The sequence below is a fragment of the Azonexus sp. MM2026_4 genome (assembly GCF_055901855.1).
The window spans coordinates 908,583-924,749 of record NZ_CM148380.1; the positions used below are offsets into that span (position 1 = coordinate 908,583).

The window sequence follows — 16,167 nt, forward strand, 5'->3', positions numbered from 1 at the left end:
CTATCCTGCGCCTGTCTTCAGGGCGGGGTGGAACTCCCCACCGGCAGTAAGTGCGCGTGCGAACGCGTACCAGCCCGCGAGCGCCGCGGCTTTGCAAGAAGCCGCGGGTCAGCAGATTCGGTGCGATGCCGAAGCCGACGGTCACAGTCCGGATGAAAGAAGGCAGCCATGTCCGCAGCCATCCCGCGAGGGATCGTTGCGGCTTTCTGCATCCCTGAAACGCCTCTTTTCCATCTTCACAGGAGCGTTTCATGAATACCACGCAATCCCTTTCCCCGCATCTCGACGGCTCGCTGGCCGCGGCCGTCGCCGCCATCCGGTCCGGCCGCCCGGTGATCCTGCTCGATGACGACGACCGCGAAAACGAGGCCGACCTCGTGATGGCGGCGCAGCACGTCACCGCCTCGTGGATGACCCGCTTCATCCACGACTGCAGCGGCATCGTCTGCCTCTGTCTCGACAACGCGATCGCCGACCGCCTTGAGCTGCCGCCGATGGTGGCCGACAACACCAGCCGCCACGCGACACCCTTCACCGTCTCGATCGAGGCCCGCCACGGCGTCACCACCGGCGTTTCCGCCGCCGACCGCACGGTCACCGTGCTGATGGCGGTGGCCGAGCATGCCAGCGCCGCCGACCTCGTCCGCCCCGGCCACATCTTCCCGCTGCGCGCCAACGACCGCCGCGTCGCCGGCCGCCGCGGCCACACCGAAGGCTCGGTGCTGCTCGCCGAACTGGCCGGCCTGCGCCCGGCGGCCATCCTGTGCGAACTGATGAACCCGGACGGCACCATGATGCGCGGCCAACAGGTGCGCGACTACGCCGCCCGTCACGACCTGCCGATCACCTCGATCGCCGCGCTGGCCGCCGGCGCCGCCGCCTGAAAACGGGCGGGCAAGATGCCGCGCGCATTTTGCCCGCCCCGCCTTGCGCCGGCCGCTTGAAAAATTTTCCCCTCCCCCCTTGGCAAGCGGCGCTTCATGGCTTACTATTCGCCCCCTTTCGACGCCTGCCCAGGTGGCGGAATTGGTAGACGCACTAGTTTCAGGTACTAGCGGGTAACTCCGTGGGGGTTCGAGTCCCTTCCTGGGCACCAACGAAAGATCGGGCGCATCGCGTCCTGTCCGGCAAAACCGGCAAAGCTCTGGTGGTGAAATTGGTAGACACGCTATCTTGAGGGGGTAGTGCCGCAAGGCATGCGAGTTCGAGTCTCGCCCAGAGCACCAGGAACAGCTATCCTCAGGCTTTCCGCAAAAAATCTCACCGAACATGTCTTTGCAAACCTGGTTTGCCTTCTTCGTCGCCTGCTGGGCGATCAGCCTGTCGCCCGGCGCCGGGGCCATCGCCTCGATGTCGTCCGGCCTCAGCTTCGGCTTCCGCCGCGGCTTCTGGAACGCGATCGGCCTGCAACTGGCGCTGCTGCTGCAGATTGCCATCGTTGCCGCCGGCGTCGGCGCCCTGCTCGCTGCTTCCGAACTCGCGTTCTCGCTGATCAAGTGGTTCGGCGTCGCCTACCTGCTCTACCTCGGCTGGAAACAATGGATGGCGCCGGCCGCCGACCTCGCCGCCGAAACCGTCGACGCCCGCCGTGGCCGGCCGCTGGCACTGGTGCTGCGCGGCTTCGTCGTCAACGCCAGCAACCCGAAGGCGATCGTCTTCATCCTCGCCGTCCTGCCGCAATTCCTCGAATCGACCCGCCCGCTGCTGCCGCAGTACCTGACCATGGCGGCCACCATGGTCGCCGTCGACCTGGTGGTAATGGCCGGCTACACCGGGCTCGCCGCGCGCGTCCTGCGCCTGTTGCGCCAGCCGGGGCAACAGCGCCTGCTCAATCGGGTCTTCGGCGGCCTCTTCGGCGCCGCCGCCGCGCTGCTCGCCAGCGTGCGCCAGGCGACGCACTGAACCTTGAAACCCCGGTTGACCGCTTATCTCTCCTGGTGCAGCCGCATGAATGCTGACCTCTGCGTCTACTATTGAACTCACCCTTTGGGTGATGGCGCTACGCGGCCGCGCCCAACTGAGGTTTCAAGGTTAAATCAGAACAGCGGCTTTCCCCGCCAGCGGAAAACCCCGTCGCGCAGATCGTAATCGCCGAGGTAATCGAGCGCGCCGCCGATTTCCGCCGGTGCATAAGCCATCAGGCCGACCCGTTCGAGCTGCAGCAGCAGGGGCGTTGCCGGCACCCCGGCCGTCGCGGCCAGCACCTCGGCCACCGGCCAGGCGCCGGCATAGAGGCCGATCGTCACGTGCGGCACATAGTCGCCGAGCAGGCGGTTGCCGGCCTCGCCGGCGAGCGCGGCGCGTAGCCGGCGGATGCCGCCGTCGCGGTCGCCCACCGTCAGGTAAGGGGCCGAGGCAAAGCTCGCCGGGCCGCCGACTTCCACCGTCAGCGGCGGCACGGCCGCTGCCTGCAGACGCTGCAGGCAGGCAGCGAGATGGGCGGCGTCGAACTCGTCGTCGGCAGTGGCAAGCGCGGTGGGAAAACCGCACAGGTCGAGCGTCACGTGCGGCTGGCGGAAATAGTCCGGCAGCAGGCGGCCGGCGAGACGTTCGGCGGCAAGCGCCAGCCGCCCGCGCACCGCCGGCAGATCGACATCGAGCACCCAGAAGACGTAAGGCGCACGGCCGCGGTGCCAGTCGACGAAGTCGCGGCGCTCGCTGGGCAGGGTCAGGGAAAAATCGGCAGGGCGAATCATTCGTCATCCGGAAAATGGCAACGCCGGCCGCGAATCCGCGATAATCGCGCCATTGCTTCTACCGGAAATGCTGCCATGCCGCGCCTTCCCCCGCAATGGAACACGGTCGCCCAGACGGCCTGGGAAGAAAACCGACGCAACGACGCGATCCAGACGCTGGTCGGCGAAATCAACGCCAGCGGCCCGGAGAAGCCGGAAGCGGCAGTCCTGCAGCTTGCCTACTACCTCTTCCTGCTCGGCGACTACCGCTCGGCGGCAAGCGTCCTCGAAACCCGCCTCGCCAGCACAACCAACCCCGCCGTGACGCTCAACCTGGCGGTCTGCTACCTGCGCCTGCAGCGTTTCGCGGAGGCGGTCGCCATGGCGCAACGGACGCTGGCTCGCCACCCCGACGACATCGTCGCCCACGACACCCTGGCCAGCGCCTGCTTCGGCCTCGGCGACCTCGCCGCCGCCCGCCAGGCCGGCACCCGGGCGCTGCAACTGAAGGCAGCGGCCACCCGGCCGACGGCAAACGACTGGCGATTGCCGGCCGGCAGCCCGGCGGCCTGGGCCGACCAGCCGGGCAAGTCGTCGGTGATCGCCTTCTCGCTCTGGGGCAAGCAGCCGCGCTACCTGCGCGGCGGCCTGCGCAACCTGCTGCTCGCCGCCGACCTCTACCCCGGCTGGCGCCTGCGCTTCTACCACGACGCCACGGTACCGGCCGAGTTCATCGCGCTGATCGGCGAACTCGGCGGCGAAGCGGTTCGCCAGCCGGACGGCCAGAGCCTGCGCCAGAAGCTGTGCTGGCGCTTCCAGGTCGCCAACGACCCGAGCGTCGGACGTTTCCTGGTGCGCGACGTCGATTCGGTGTTCAGCCTGCGCGAAGCCAATGCCGTCGCCGAATGGCTGGCTTCGGAACGCTGGTTCCACGTCATCCGCGACTGGTGGACGCATACCGACCTGATCCTCGCCGGCCTCTGGGGCGGCGTCGCCGGCGTCCTGCCCGACCTCTCCGCCATGCTGGCCGAGTACGATTCGCAGCGCATGGAAACCCCGAACGTCAACCAGTGGTTTCTCGGCGAGCGGGTCTGGGGCTATCTCCAGCACAGTTGCCTGATCCACGACCGCTGCTTCGACCAGCCCGGCAGCCGCCGCCTGCCAACGCCCGGCGACGGCCGCCACATCGGCCAGAACGAAGCGGTGCTCGCCCTGCAGGAACGCCTGCTGCGTCCCTGGATCGAGCGCCACCCCTGCCTCGGCGAACTGCCGCCGGCCGTCACCTGAGAATTCCCGACCCGACCGAAAGAGACTTTCGTGCCACGCCATCTCGCCTTGCTGCTCTTCGCCGCCTCGCTCAGCGCCTCCGCCCAGGAAACTCCGCCACCCGTCGATGTCGACGAACCGACATTGATCGAACTGATCAAGGGCCAGCGCCTGGCCACCGATAACCTCCGCTGGGGGAGCGTCCAGTTGCAGTTCGACGCCAACGGCAGCCTTTACGGCAACGCCAGCGGCGGCACCGATTCGGGCAAGTGGCGAATCGCCGACGGCAAGCTCTGCCTGCAATGGCGGCGCTGGGAATACGAAGGCTGCGGCGCGGTACAGAAGATCGGCGAAAACCGCTATCGCCACCTGTGGCCGAACGGCAGCCCGCACTTCACGTTCGGCCGCTGAACGGCGCGGAAATTGCTTACAGGGTTTTCCGGTTGCTCAAAGCTGCGTTTTCTGTCAACAACCCGACACAAACCAGCGGAGCAACAACCTCATCCACTATTGCAACCGCACAGGAGAAAACCCGATGTCCGTTGCCAACATCAAGGCATTTTCCGAAAAAGCCAGGGCCGACGCCGCCCTCGGCGAAGCCCTCAAGGCCTGCCAGAAACTCAAGGAACTGCGTAGCCTCGCCCGCGAGCACGGCTACGAATTCGACGAAGACTCGCTCTACCCGCCGAACGAACCGCAATTCACCCACGACCAGCTTTCCGAACGCCTGATCAAGAACCTGCTGCCGAGTTGATCGGCCCAACAAAAAAGCCGGGAATTTCCCGGCTTTTTTCTATCCGGGCGGAAAGTCTCAGGCCTCAAAGACCGTGAACTCGATCTCGCTGCCACCCTGGACGATCTTCTTCACCGCGCACTCGGCAATCGCTTCGAGCACCGCAGCCCGCTGCTCGGCCGAGAAATGCTCCGGAAAGCGGACTTCGGTCCGGAATCTGGCCAGCGACAGCGGCCCCTGGGAACCGGCAAAGGGCTTGCACGAAATATCGATACCCGCCGCCGACACCCCCATCTCCTTGCAGGCCTTCTTGGCATAAACCGCCGCACAACCGGCGAGCGTGGCGTAGAAACCTTCGAGCGGGTTCATCTCCGACCCGTTGACCGCGAAGCGGACTTCATGACGGCTGCCGGCAACGGTAATCACCGGCGTATCGTCAACGTGAATGGAATACATGCTTTTCTCCGAAGAAAAAGGGCCGCCGCGTCCGGGCAGGCTCGTAAATCAGAAAATTCTTATACACTGAAGTTTAAACCAGCAGGCTGTTGCGGCGCAACAATGGCGCGCCCACTTTGATCGGGGATCATTCGCTCTGGGCGGGCGGCAACACCTCGGCCTGACCGTTCATGAACGGCCACACGCACTTCGTCAGATGGTGCTGGTTGTCGTGAGGTAGCGCCAGCGCCCCGGATTGGCTCGGAATACCAAGCGGCTGACCAATTAATCGGTCCGCGACACTCCATGAACAAATCCTCAGCAGGATATTCCGGAATCAGCTCATGCCATTATTTAGCATGTTCGTGCTAATATTTAGCAATGTCGATTGCTACCGCCCTCTTCACCGATAGCCAGACCCGCGTTTTCCGCTGGCTGTTTGGTCAGCCGGAACGCAGCTACCATCTCAGCGAACTGCGCCGTCTGACGCTGCTCGGCAGCGCCTCTCTGCAACGCGAACTGAATCGACTGGTCAACGCCGGACTGGTGCTTTCGGAACACGTCGGCAACCAGCGCCGCTTTCAGGCCAATCCTGACAGCCCGGTCTATGGCGAACTACTCGCCCTGACCCGCAAGACGCTCGGCATTGGCCCGCTGATCGCCGAAGCCCTGCAACCCATCGCGGCACGCCTGAGCGTCGCGTTCATTTACGGCTCCGTGGCCAAGGAAACCGACACCGCGCAAAGCGACATCGACCTGCTGCTGGTCGGCGAGCAACTCTCGCTGAACGAAGTCCTCACCCTGCTCCTGCCGCTGGAAGGGCAACTGGGGCGGAAGATCAACCCTAGCTGCTATACTCAATCCGAATACGCAAAACGCTTGGCCGAGCCGGATTCCTTCATCAATCGCATCCTCGCCCAGCCGACCCTGCCCCTGATCGGAGGAAACCTTGCCGCAAGCGGCGCTGGATAATCTGGTTCGCATCGGCCAACTAAAGGCCGAAGCACGCAACGACCTCGAAGTCGCCCGTCTGCTGAACATGGCACGGACTCGCTTCGACGACGCGCAAGTCGCCAGCATCTCCGCCGAAGGCCGCTTCACCTCAATCTACAACGCCGCCCACGCCGCCGCCCTGGCCGCGCTGCGCTGGCACGGCTACCGCAGCGAAAACCGCTATATCGTCTTCCAGTGCCTGCCCCACACACTGGGCTGGTCGGCCGTGCAATGGCGCATTTTGGACAGTGCGCATCAGAAACGGAATCTGGCCGAGTACGAGGGATTTCTTGAGATTGAGGAGTCGACCATCGCTGAGTTGTGCGAACTAGTTGAAGCGCTGATCGCGGCTGTCAGCCGCCTGACTGGATAGCAATAAATGAACTTTCGCCCAACTGTCTTGAATTCCGAGCCGCTCGAAGCGCTCTGATCACCACACCCCAGTTTTCATCCATTTTGTCGTGACAAGATACTTGGAGGCTCATCAACCACCGCTCAGAGGAGCAAATATGAGCTTCAGCAACTATCGCAAATGCCCCGTCGAGGGCTGCCAAGTCATCGTTTTCGATATCGAGCACGATATCTCTGGAATCGGCAACGACATGCCAGACGTTGAGACCGAGGTCGGGTCCGATAACGGTTTTGAGTGCCAAGACTGCGAGCACCCCAAGTGCTTATGCCGCCTCTTTGATCTCGAAATCTGAAACAGAACCACCTGTTGTTCAACGTAAAATCGGACTGAACAACAAAAGGCCGGGATCGCTCCCGGCCTTTCTTTTACACCATGCTTGATCGCGAAGATCAGCCCTTCTTGTGCGTCGCCAACCGCGTCCAGGTATCGACGACGGTGTCCGGGTTCAGCGAGATCGAGTTGATACCCTGGTCCATCAGCCATTCGGCGAGGTCCGGGTGGTCGGACGGGCCCTGGCCGCAAATGCCGATGTACTTGCCAGCCTTGTTCGCCGAGGCGATGGCCATGGCGAGCAGCTTCTTGACCGCCGGGTCGCGTTCGTCGAACAGGTTGGCGACGAGGCCAGAGTCGCGGTCGAGGCCGAGGGTGAGCTGGGTCAAGTCATTGGACCCGATCGAGAAGCCGTCGAAGATCTGCAGGAATTCGTCGGCGAGCAGCGCGTTGGACGGGATTTCGCACATCATGATCAGCTTCAGGTCGTGTTCGCCCTGCTTCAGACCGTGTTCGGCGAGCAGGTCGACGACGGCCTGGCCTTCGCCGACGGTGCGGACAAACGGCACCATCAGTTGCACGTTGGTCAGGCCCATTTCCTCGCGCACCTTCTTCATGGCGCGGCATTCCATCTCGAAGCAGTCCTCGAAGGTCTTGGCGATGTAGCGCGAGGCGCCGCGGAAGCCGAGCATCGGGTTTTCTTCTTCCGGCTCGTAGAGTTCGCCGCCCAGGAGCTTGCGGTACTCGTTCGACTTGAAGTCGGACAGGCGGACGATCACCGGGTTCGGCCAGAAGGCGGCGGCGATGGTGGCGACGCCCTCGACCAGCTTCTCGACGAAGAATTCCTTCGGGTTGGCGTAGCCGCGGGCGCGGCGCTTGATTTCCTCGCGCTTGGAAGCCGGCAGGCGTTCGACGTCGAGGATCGCCTTGGGGTGGATGCCGATCACGTTGTTGATGATGAACTCGACGCGGGCCAGACCGACGCCGGCGTTCGGCAGTTGCGAGAATTCGAAGGCCAGTTCCGGGTTGCCGACGTTCATCATGACCTTGACCGGGACGTCCGGCATGGCCGAGATGTCGCGCGTGGTGATCTCGAAATCGAGCTTGCCGCGGTAGACGTGGCCGGTGTCGCCTTCCGTGCAGGAGACGGTGACGACTTCGCCTTCGGTCAGCGTTTCGGTCGCGTCACCGCAACCGACGATGGCCGGGATGCCCAGTTCGCGGGCGATGATCGCAGCGTGGCAGGTGCGGCCGCCGCGGTTGGTGACGATCGCGGAAGCGCGCTTCATCACCGGTTCCCAGTTCGGGTCGGTCATGTCGGCGACGAGCACGTCGCCCGGCTTGACCTGGTCCATTTCCTTCGGGTCCTTGACCACGCGCACCGGGCCGACGCCGATCTTCTGGCCGATGGCGCGGCCGGAGGCGAGCACCTTGGAGAAGGACTTCAGCTTGAACTTCTGCTGCTTGCCGGCGTGCGCCTGCGACTGCACGGTTTCCGGGCGGGCCTGCAGGATGTAGAGCTTGCCGTCGACGCCGTCCTTGCCCCACTCGATGTCCATCGGACGACCGTAGTGCTTTTCGATGATCTGGGCGTAGCGGGCCAGTTCCATGACTTCTTCGTCGTTGATCGAGAACTGGTGGCGCAGCGATTCTTCCACTTCTTCGGTGATCGTCAACTTGCCGGCAACCTTCTCGGCGGCGAAGGTCATCTTGATCATCTTCGAGCCGAGGTTGCGGCGGATCACGGCCTTCTTGCCCAGTTCGAGCATCGGCTTGTGCACGTAGAACTCGTCCGGATTGACGGCGCCCTGCACCACCGTTTCGCCGAGGCCGTAGGAAGACGTCACGAAGACGGCGTCACGGAAACCGGATTCGGTGTCGAGCGTGAACATCACGCCGGCGGCGCCCTTGTCCGAGCGGACCATGCGCTGGATGCCGGCCGACAGCGCGACGTCGGCATGCACGAAGCCCTTGTGCACGCGGTAGGAGATGGCGCGGTCGTTATACAGCGAGGCGAAGACTTCCTTGATCGCGTGCATGATGTTTTCCAGGCCGACGATGTTCAGGAAGGTTTCCTGCTGACCGGCGAAGGATGCATCCGGCAGGTCTTCGGCGGTGGCCGAGGAGCGCACGGCGAAGGACATGTCGGCGTTCGACTCGGCGACCAGGCGCTGGTACTGCTCGGTGATGGCGATGGTCAGGTCCATCGGGAACGGCGTTTCGAGAATCCACTGGCGGATTTCGGCGCCGGTCTTGACCAGGGCATTGACGTCATCGACGTCGAGCGCGTCGAGGGTGTCGTTGATCTTCTTGTCGAGGCCGGACTGCGCCAGGAACTCGCGGTAGGCGTGCGCCGTCGTGGCGAAGCCGCCGGGGACGCGGACGCCGGTGTCGGCGAGCTGCGAAATCATTTCGCCGAGCGACGAGTTCTTGCCGCCGACCTGGTCGACGTCGGTCATGCGCAGTTTTTCGAAGGGGATGACAAGAGCTTCCATCAGGAATGGTCCTTTCGGTGGGGTCGAAGTTGTAAAAAGAAAAATCAGGAGGTCGAAAAATCGGTATTCAGACGCCGTTCGGCGGTTTCGCGGCGGGCGACCGAGCGCAACGAGTGGGCCAGCGTCTCGCGCACGAAGTCGATGTGCGTCTCGGCGGCGGCGCGCGCCGCCTGCGGCTTGCTGTCGCGGATGGCGCGGTAGATCGCCTCGTGCTGGGTGAGCAGCAGGCGGCTGGCGGCCGGCACGCTCTTCAGTTCGCCGAGATTGAGACGGATGTTGTCGTGCATCAGGCGCAGCAGCGCCGCCGACAGGTGGCCGATCAGCACGTTGTGCGAGGCGTCGCCGATCGCCTGGTGAAAGGCGATGTTGACCGCCGAGCGCTTGTCGGTGTCGTCGCTCTGGAAGGCTGTCTGCAAGGCGCCGAAGGCCTGGTCGAGGCGCAGCAGGTCGGCCTCGGTGGCGCGTTCGGCGGCCCATTCGGCGGCCTGCCCCTCGATCATGCGGCGGAATTCGAGCATGTCCTCGCGCAGGTTCGGGTAGGAACCCATCATTTCCTGCCAGGGATCGAAGAAACTTTTCTCCAGCGCCGCCGTGACGTAGGTACCGCCGCCCTGTCGGCTCTGCAGCATGCCCTTGGACGCCAGCTTCTGGATCGCCTCGCGCAGGCTCGGCCGCGACACGCCGAGTTCGAGCGCCAGTTCGCGCTCCGCCGGCAGGCGGTCGCCCGGCTTCAGCGAGCCTTCGAGAATGCGGCGTTCCAGCGTCGAAGCGACGACATCGGAAATCCGCTGAACCTGCACCTTGTTCGGCATTGGTAAGACCACCATGATTGGTAAGACCGGGCAATTCTAACCAGCCGAAAAACAAAGTGCAAGCTTAGGGATTTCCCTCGACCATCGCCTTGATGCATTGACCAAGTCACGGTTTTACCTTAAATTTCCATTCCGCAACGTAACTGGTCTTACCATTTATCCATTAAATAAAAACGCGGAGCGAGGATGACAAACCCGACAACCCAGACAAGCCGGCCGAGCGACGTCTATTTCTTTGCGACCTGCGTCGTCGACCAGTTCTTTCCCGGCGCCGGCCTCGACGCCATCACCCTGCTCGAACGCCAGGGCATCCGCGTGCACTTCCCGGAAGACCAGACCTGCTGCGGCCAGCCGGCCTACAGCAGCGGCTTCGAAGAAGAAGCCCGGCGCGTTGCCGCCCACCAACTGACGCTGTTTCCCAACGACTGGCCGATCGTCGTTCCCTCCGGCTCTTGCGCCGGCATGATGAAGCACCACTACCCGACGCTGTTCGCCGCCGACCCGAGCCGCAAGGCGGTTGCCGAGCGCCTTTCGGCGCGGGTCTACGAGCTGACGCAGTTCCTCGTCGAGGTCCTCGATTTCCAGTCGCAGGATTGCGGCGGCGACTGCAAGGTCGTCCTGCACACCTCGTGCTCGGCGCGCCGCGAGATGGGCGTCCACCTCACCGGTCGCAAGCTGCTGGCCGGACTGGAGAAGGTCAGCGTCGTCCAGCAGGATCACGAATCGGAATGCTGCGGCTTTGGCGGCACCTTTTCGGTCAAGCAACCGGAAATCTCCGGCGCCATGGTCGAGGACAAGGTCAAGGCGCTCAAGGCAACGGGCGCCGAACGCGTCGTCAGCGCCGACTGCGGCTGCCTGATGAACATCCTCGGCCACGCCGCCTGGAAGGACCAACAGGAAGGCAGAAAACAGCCCTCGCTGCCCGGCGAACACATCGCCAGTTTCCTGCTGCGCCGCACCGGAGGTGAACAATGAACGCCCGCGACCGCATCCTCGGCAAGCTGCGCCAGCACGCGCCGCAAACGGCCAAACCGCTGCCCGACGTCGGCAACTGGTACGCCGCGCATCGCCCGCTCGAAGCGGCCGCCGAGAAAGCCAGGCGCTTCCGCCACTTCATCGAACTGGCGCACGCCGAAGTGCATGCGGTGACCGCCGGCAACTGGACGGAGACGCTGCACGCCGTGCTCAAGGCGCGCGCCATCGACAAGCTGCTGGTCGCCGAAGGCACGCCGCACGGTGACGCGGCGCTCGACGCCCTGCCACCGCGCGGCATCGAATGCAGCGTCTACGACATGGCGATCGAGGCCTGGAAGTCGGAGATGTTCAACGATACGCCGGCCGGCCTGACCGCCGCCCGCGCCGCCATCGCCGAAACCGGCACGCTGATCCTCTGGCCGAACGCGCTGGAGCCGCGGCTGATGTCGCTGGTGCCGCCGGTGCACATCGTGCTGCTCGACGCGGCGAAAATCTACAACACCTTCTTCGAGGCGATGGCGGTGGAAGGCTGGAAGAACGGCCTGCCGACCAATTCGCTGCTCATTTCCGGCCCGTCGAAGACCGCCGACATCCAGCAGACGCTGGCCTACGGCGCGCACGGCCCGAAGGAACTGATCGTCCTGCTGCTGGAGGGCGAGGCATGAGCGAACACACTTTGCACTTCAAGCCGGCCGAAGGCTTCCGCGCCCGCTCCAAGGCAGTCGTCGACAATCCTTTCCTGCGCCAGAGCTTCCGCGGCGCGATGGACTTCCTGATGAGCAAGCGCGCCGCCCAGTTCCCCGACCCCGAGGAGCTGGAAAGCCTGCGCAGCCTGGGCGAAGCGATCCGCCAGTACAACCTGGCCAAGCTGCCCGACCTGCTCGAACAACTCGAAGCCAACCTGACGCGCAATGGCGTCAAGGTGCATTGGGCGGAAACGCCGGACGAGGCGAACGCGATCATCCTCGGCATCATCCAGAGCCACGGCGCGACCAAGATGGTCAAGGGCAAGTCGATGGTCAGCGAGGAAATCGAGCTGAACCACGCCGCCGAAGCGGCCGGCATCGAGGCGCTGGAGTCGGACATGGGCGAGTACATCGTCCAACTCGCCGGCGAGAAGCCCTCGCACATCATCATGCCGGCGATCCACAAGACGAAGGAGGAAATCGCCCGCCTGTTCGCCGAAAAGGTGCCGGGCGTCCGCAGTGGGCAAATGAGCACCGACAACGTCGATGCGCTGATCCAGATCGGCCGCAACGTGCTGCGCCGCAAGTTCCAGGAAGCCGAAATCGGGCTGTCCGGCGTCAATTTCGCCGTCGCCGAAACCGGCACGCTGTGCCTGGTCGAAAACGAGGGCAACGGCCGCATGTGCACGACGGCACCGGCCATCCACATCGCCATCACCGGCATCGAGAAGATCGTCGAGAAGCTCGAGCACGTGCCGCCGCTCTACTCGCTGCTCACCCGCTCGGCAACCGGCCAGAACATCTCGACCTACTTCAACATGATCTCCTCGCCGCGCCAGCCCGGCGAGAAGGACGGTCCCGAGGAAGTCCGACCTGGTGCTGCTCGACAACGGCCGCAGCCAGGCCTACGCCGACGAGCAGTTGCGCAAGACGCTGCAGTGCATCCGCTGCGGCGCCTGCATGAACCACTGCCCGGTCTATACCCGCATCGGCGGCCACGCCTACGGCACGACCTATCCCGGCCCGATCGGCAAGATCGTCTCGCCGCACATGCTCGGGCTCGACGCCACCGCCGGCCTGACCACGGCGTCGTCCTTGTGCGGCGCCTGCGGCGAAGTCTGCCCGGTGAAGATCCCGATTCCCGAACTGCTGGTCCGCCTGCGCAATGAGGCCTTCTCGGCACCGCACGCCAACCCGGCGATGCGCGGCCAGGGCGCCGGCCATTCGGCGCTGCAGTCGGCGATCTGGCGCGGCTGGTCGGCGGTCTATGGCTCGCCCGCGCTGTACCGCACCGTCTCCTGGCTGGGCAGCCGCCTGCGTTTCCTGGTGCCGCGCCGCCAGGGCGGCTGGACTTCGGTCCGCACGCCGCTGCAGCCCGCCCCCAAGCGCCTGCGCGACCTGCTCAAGGACCGCAACTGATCCCTCTTGCCCGGCCCGCCGATTGATTCGGTGGCCGGGCTTTTTTTTGCCCGGAACGCCCGAATTCGCCCCGTCCAGTCCTCTATAAGACAGAAGAGAATGAACGCCCTGATCCAGACCCTCGCCGCCAGCATGCCGCCCCACCAGGTCATCACCGACGAACTGCGCCGCCTCGCCTACGGTACCGATGCCAGCTTCTACCGGCTGATTCCGCAGGTGATCGCCATCGTCGAATCGGAAGACGAAGTCCGCGCCGTGCTCGCCGCCGCCCATCGCCACGCCACGCCGGTCACCTTCCGCGCCGCCGGCACCAGCCTCTCCGGCCAGGCCATCACGGACGGCGTGCTGGCGCTGATCGGCGAGGGTTTCGCCAGCTTCGAACTGAGCGACGACGCCGGCCAGGTCCGCGTCGGCCCCGGCATGATCGGCGGCGAAGTCAATCGCCGGCTGGCGCCGCTGGGCAGGAAGATCGGCCCCGACCCGGCGTCGATCGGCGCCGCCAAGATCGGCGGCATCGCCGCCAACAACTCTTCCGGCATGTGCTGCGGCACGGCGCAGAACAGCTACCAGACATTGGCCGGCCTGCGCGTCGTGTTCGCCGACGGCAGCCGACTCGACACCGAAGACCCGGCCAGCATCGCCGCTTTCCGCAGCACGCACGGCGCGCTGCTCGGCGAACTCGACCGGCTCGGCCGCGAGACACGCGCCGATATCGCGCTCGCCGAGCGCATCCGGCGCAAGTTCAAGATCAAGAACACCACCGGCTACAGCCTCAACGCGCTGGTCGACTACAGCGACCCGATCGACATCCTGGCCCACCTGATGATCGGCTCCGAAGGCACGCTCGGCTTCATTTCCCGGGTCACCTACCAGACCGTCGCCGAAGACCCGTACAAGGCCTCGGCGCTGGTTTTCTTCCCGGACATCCGCAGCGCCTGCGAAGCGGTGATCCGGCTCAAGCCGCAACCGGTTGCCGCCGTCGAGCTGCTCGACCGCCCGGCGCTGCGCTCGGTCGAGGACAAGCCGGGCCTGCCGCCGGTGATGCGCACGCTGGGCGACGGCGCCGCCGCCTTGCTGATCGAGGTGCGCGCCGAAAACGCCGCCGTTCTGGAAAGCCGCATCGCCGCCGTCCATGCGGCGCTGGACGGCATTGCCACGCTCGAGCCGCTCGCCTTCTCGACCGACCCGGCAACCTGCGAGATGTACTGGAAGGTGCGCAAGGGCACCTTCCCGGCGGTTGGCGCGGTGCGCCGGCCGGGCACCACGGTACTGATCGAGGACGTCGCCTTCCCGGTGCCGGCGCTCGCCGACGCCACGCTCGACCTGCAGGCGCTGCTCGGCAAGCACGGTTACGACGAGGCAATCATCTTCGGCCACGCGCTGGAGGGCAACCTGCATTTCGTGTTCACCCAGGATTTCGGCGATCCGGCCGAAATCGAGCGCTACGCCCGCTTCATGGACGAGGTCTGCGCCCTGGTGGTGCACAAGTACGACGGCTCGCTCAAGGCCGAACACGGCACCGGCCGCAACATGGCGCCCTTCGTCGAGATGGAATGGGGCAAGCAGGCGACCGAGCTGATGCGCCGGATCAAGACCCTGTTCGACCCGGAAAACCGCCTCAACCCGGGCGTCATCATCAACGACGACCCGCGCGCCCACCTCGCCAACCTGAAGCCGATGCCGGCCGCCGAAGACCTGGTCGACCGCTGCATCGAGTGCGGTTTCTGCGAACCGCTGTGCCCGTCGCACCGGCTGACGCTCAGTCCGCGCCAGCGCATCGTCGGCGTCCGCGAACTGGCGCGCCGCGCCGCCGCCGGCGAAGCGCCGGGCGAACTGGCCGCCGACTACCCCTACTTCGGCCTCGACACCTGCGCCGGCTGCGGCCTCTGTTCGACCGCCTGCCCGGTCGGCATCAATACCGGCGACCTCACCCGCCGCCTGCGCGGCCGCCAGCTCGGCGGCCTCGGCCGCGCGGCCGCCGCCTGGAGCGGCGAGCATTTCGGCGCCTTCACCGGCCTCGCCCGGCTTGGCCTCAAGGCCGGCCACGCGGCGGCGGCCGTCCTCGGGGAAAACACCGTCGCTCGCCTCGCCGGGCCGGCCTGGCGCGTGCCGATGCCACGCGCCGGCCGGGCGCCGGCGGTGCGCCACGGCGCGGGCGATCCGGTGGTCTATTTCCCGACTTGCGGCGCCCGCATCTTCGGGCCGACCGCCGACGGCGAAGGGCAACTCGGCGACGTCGTCCAGCAACTCCTGCTGCGCGCCGGCTACGCGCCGATCCTGCCGGAAGGTTTCGACCGCCTGTGCTGCGGCCAGATGCTGGCGAGCAAGGGGATGGCCGCCGAGGCCGACGCCATGGCCGACCAGCTCAGCGCCGCGTTAATGAAAGCTTCCGATAACGGCCGCCTGCCGGTGGTGATGGACGCCAGCGCCTGCTCGGCACGGATGCGCACGCACCTGGCCGGCAAGCTCAAGCTGTACGACTTCCACGAATTCGCCCACGACGCGCTGCTGCCACGCCTGGTCATCCGCAAGCAAAGCGCGCCGGTCGCCCTGCACGTCAATTGCAGCGTCAAACGCAGCGGCGCCGACGGCAAGCTGCGCGCCCTGCTCGCCGCCTGCGCCGAACAGGTGATCGAACCGTCGGAAATCACCTGCTGCGGTTTCGGCGGCGACCGCGGTTTCGTCGTGCCGGAACTCAATCGCCACGCCTTGCGCCACCTGCACGACAGCGCCAACGAAAAAGCGCTGGCCAGCTGTGCCTGCGGCGTTTCCACCAATCGCACCTGCGAGATCGGCCTCTCCGCCGAAACCGGTATCACCTACCGCTCGGTCGCCTACCTGCTCGAAGCGTGCTCGCGCAAGGAGGACATCATGGGTTGCTGAGGGGGAAAAGACACGCCGGAAGCGAGGTACCAGCTCGCGCCCGGCGTCGAGACAATGCCCGAATTGACAGCGCCGTGAATGACAACTCAAGCGGCGGCTGCCTGACTACTTTT

Annotated in this window: 16 protein-coding genes, 2 tRNA genes, 2 pseudogenes and 1 riboswitch; of the genes and pseudogenes, 15 read left to right on the plus strand and 5 right to left on the minus strand. The window is 65.4% G+C overall.

From position 1 onward, the window contains the following. Positions 1-9 precede the first annotated feature (9 nt). Positions 10-168, plus strand: a riboswitch (FMN riboswitch). 83 nt (positions 169-251) lie between these two features. The 4 genes from ribB to AC0KWY_RS04240 all read left to right on the plus strand — a co-directional run bounded on the left by ribB (position 252) and on the right by AC0KWY_RS04240 (position 1,902). Further along, entirely contained in the window at positions 252-884 is a 633-nt protein-coding gene (ribB, locus tag AC0KWY_RS04225; protein ID WP_474028404.1) for a 3,4-dihydroxy-2-butanone-4-phosphate synthase, read from the plus strand. A 127-nt stretch (positions 885-1,011) separates the two neighbouring features. Then, positions 1,012-1,096 (plus strand) — tRNA-Leu (locus AC0KWY_RS04230). Between the two features lie 45 nt (positions 1,097-1,141). After that, positions 1,142-1,226, plus strand: a tRNA-Leu gene (locus AC0KWY_RS04235). Between the two features lie 43 nt (positions 1,227-1,269). After that, complete coding sequence (locus AC0KWY_RS04240) at positions 1,270-1,902, plus strand: LysE family transporter (protein ID WP_474028405.1); 633 nt, start codon at positions 1,270-1,272, stop codon at positions 1,900-1,902. Between the two features lie 134 nt (positions 1,903-2,036). Here AC0KWY_RS04240 and AC0KWY_RS04245 read toward each other — a convergent pair whose 3' ends face one another. Continuing rightward, positions 2,037-2,696, minus strand: coding sequence for a 2'-5' RNA ligase family protein (locus AC0KWY_RS04245; protein ID WP_474028406.1), 660 nt, complete (start codon positions 2,694-2,696; stop codon positions 2,037-2,039). Between the two features lie 75 nt (positions 2,697-2,771). On the opposite strand from AC0KWY_RS04245, the gene AC0KWY_RS04250 reads away from it, so the two are divergent. The 3 genes from AC0KWY_RS04250 to AC0KWY_RS04260 all read left to right on the plus strand — a co-directional run bounded on the left by AC0KWY_RS04250 (position 2,772) and on the right by AC0KWY_RS04260 (position 4,695). Further along, positions 2,772-3,962 carry a tetratricopeptide repeat protein gene (locus AC0KWY_RS04250; protein ID WP_474028407.1) on the plus strand — a complete coding sequence of 397 codons (1,191 nt, stop codon included), beginning with the start codon at positions 2,772-2,774 and terminating at the stop codon, positions 3,960-3,962. Positions 3,963-3,992: 30 nt separating this feature from the next. Then, complete coding sequence (locus AC0KWY_RS04255; RefSeq protein WP_474028408.1) at positions 3,993-4,352, plus strand: hypothetical protein; 360 nt, start codon at positions 3,993-3,995, stop codon at positions 4,350-4,352. Positions 4,353-4,476: 124 nt separating this feature from the next. After that, positions 4,477-4,695, plus strand: coding sequence for a Nif11-like leader peptide family natural product precursor (locus AC0KWY_RS04260; RefSeq protein ID WP_474028409.1), 219 nt, complete (start codon positions 4,477-4,479; stop codon positions 4,693-4,695). Between the two features lie 57 nt (positions 4,696-4,752). Here the strand turns inward: AC0KWY_RS04260 and AC0KWY_RS04265 are convergent, their stop codons facing one another. After that, positions 4,753-5,130 (minus strand): OsmC family protein, encoded by a 378-nt coding sequence (locus tag AC0KWY_RS04265; RefSeq protein WP_474028410.1) that lies wholly within the window; start codon positions 5,128-5,130, stop codon positions 4,753-4,755. Positions 5,131-5,490: 360 nt separating this feature from the next. Between AC0KWY_RS04265 and AC0KWY_RS04270 the strand changes: the two genes are divergently transcribed. Both AC0KWY_RS04270 and AC0KWY_RS04275 read left to right on the plus strand, forming a co-directional pair. Next, positions 5,491-6,081, plus strand: a complete 591-nt coding sequence (locus AC0KWY_RS04270) for a nucleotidyltransferase domain-containing protein (RefSeq protein WP_474028411.1) — start codon at positions 5,491-5,493, stop codon at positions 6,079-6,081. Next, positions 6,059-6,475, plus strand: a complete 417-nt coding sequence (locus AC0KWY_RS04275; protein ID WP_474028412.1) for a hypothetical protein — start codon at positions 6,059-6,061, stop codon at positions 6,473-6,475. The genes AC0KWY_RS04270 and AC0KWY_RS04275 overlap by 23 nt, the downstream gene beginning before the upstream one ends. Here the strand turns inward: AC0KWY_RS04275 and AC0KWY_RS04280 are convergent. From AC0KWY_RS04280 to AC0KWY_RS04290, 3 genes are all read right to left on the minus strand, one after another. Further along, positions 6,456-6,755, minus strand: a complete 300-nt coding sequence (locus AC0KWY_RS04280; RefSeq protein WP_474028413.1) for a hypothetical protein — start codon at positions 6,753-6,755, stop codon at positions 6,456-6,458. The genes AC0KWY_RS04275 and AC0KWY_RS04280 overlap by 20 nt on opposite strands. Before the next feature lie 148 nt (positions 6,756-6,903). After that, positions 6,904-9,279: a phosphoenolpyruvate synthase gene (gene ppsA / locus AC0KWY_RS04285; protein ID WP_474028414.1), complete on the minus strand. Its 2,376-nt coding sequence runs from the start codon at positions 9,277-9,279 to the stop codon at positions 6,904-6,906. 44 nt (positions 9,280-9,323) lie between these two features. Further along, the gene (locus tag AC0KWY_RS04290) at positions 9,324-10,091 is read right to left on the minus strand and encodes an FCD domain-containing protein (protein ID WP_474028415.1); all 768 of its coding nucleotides are present in this window, start codon (positions 10,089-10,091) and stop codon (positions 9,324-9,326) included. Between the two features lie 186 nt (positions 10,092-10,277). Here AC0KWY_RS04290 and AC0KWY_RS04295 point away from each other — a divergent pair, with 186 nt between their 5' ends. The 6 genes and pseudogenes from AC0KWY_RS04295 to AC0KWY_RS04320 all read left to right on the plus strand — a co-directional run bounded on the left by AC0KWY_RS04295 (position 10,278) and on the right by AC0KWY_RS04320 (position 16,054). After that, positions 10,278-11,066, plus strand: coding sequence for a (Fe-S)-binding protein (locus AC0KWY_RS04295; protein WP_474028416.1), 789 nt, complete (start codon positions 10,278-10,280; stop codon positions 11,064-11,066). Further along, positions 11,063-11,731: a LutC/YkgG family protein gene (locus AC0KWY_RS04300; protein WP_474028417.1), complete on the plus strand. Its 669-nt coding sequence runs from the start codon at positions 11,063-11,065 to the stop codon at positions 11,729-11,731. Before AC0KWY_RS04295 ends, AC0KWY_RS04300 begins: the two co-directional genes overlap by 4 nt. A gap of 110 nt (positions 11,732-11,841) precedes the next feature. Beyond that, a pseudogene (locus AC0KWY_RS04305) lies at positions 11,842-12,546 on the plus strand (LUD domain-containing protein); the annotation flags it as partial. Positions 12,547-12,712: 166 nt separating this feature from the next. Next, positions 12,713-12,826: pseudogene (locus AC0KWY_RS04310) on the plus strand (hypothetical protein); the annotation flags it as partial. A 51-nt stretch (positions 12,827-12,877) separates the two neighbouring features. Then, positions 12,878-13,171 (plus strand): lactate utilisation protein LutB domain-containing protein, encoded by a 294-nt coding sequence (locus AC0KWY_RS04315; RefSeq protein WP_474029699.1) that lies wholly within the window; start codon positions 12,878-12,880, stop codon positions 13,169-13,171. A 99-nt stretch (positions 13,172-13,270) separates the two neighbouring features. Further along, complete coding sequence (locus AC0KWY_RS04320) at positions 13,271-16,054, plus strand: FAD-binding and (Fe-S)-binding domain-containing protein (protein WP_474028418.1); 2,784 nt, start codon at positions 13,271-13,273, stop codon at positions 16,052-16,054. Positions 16,055-16,167: the final 113 nt, after the last annotated feature.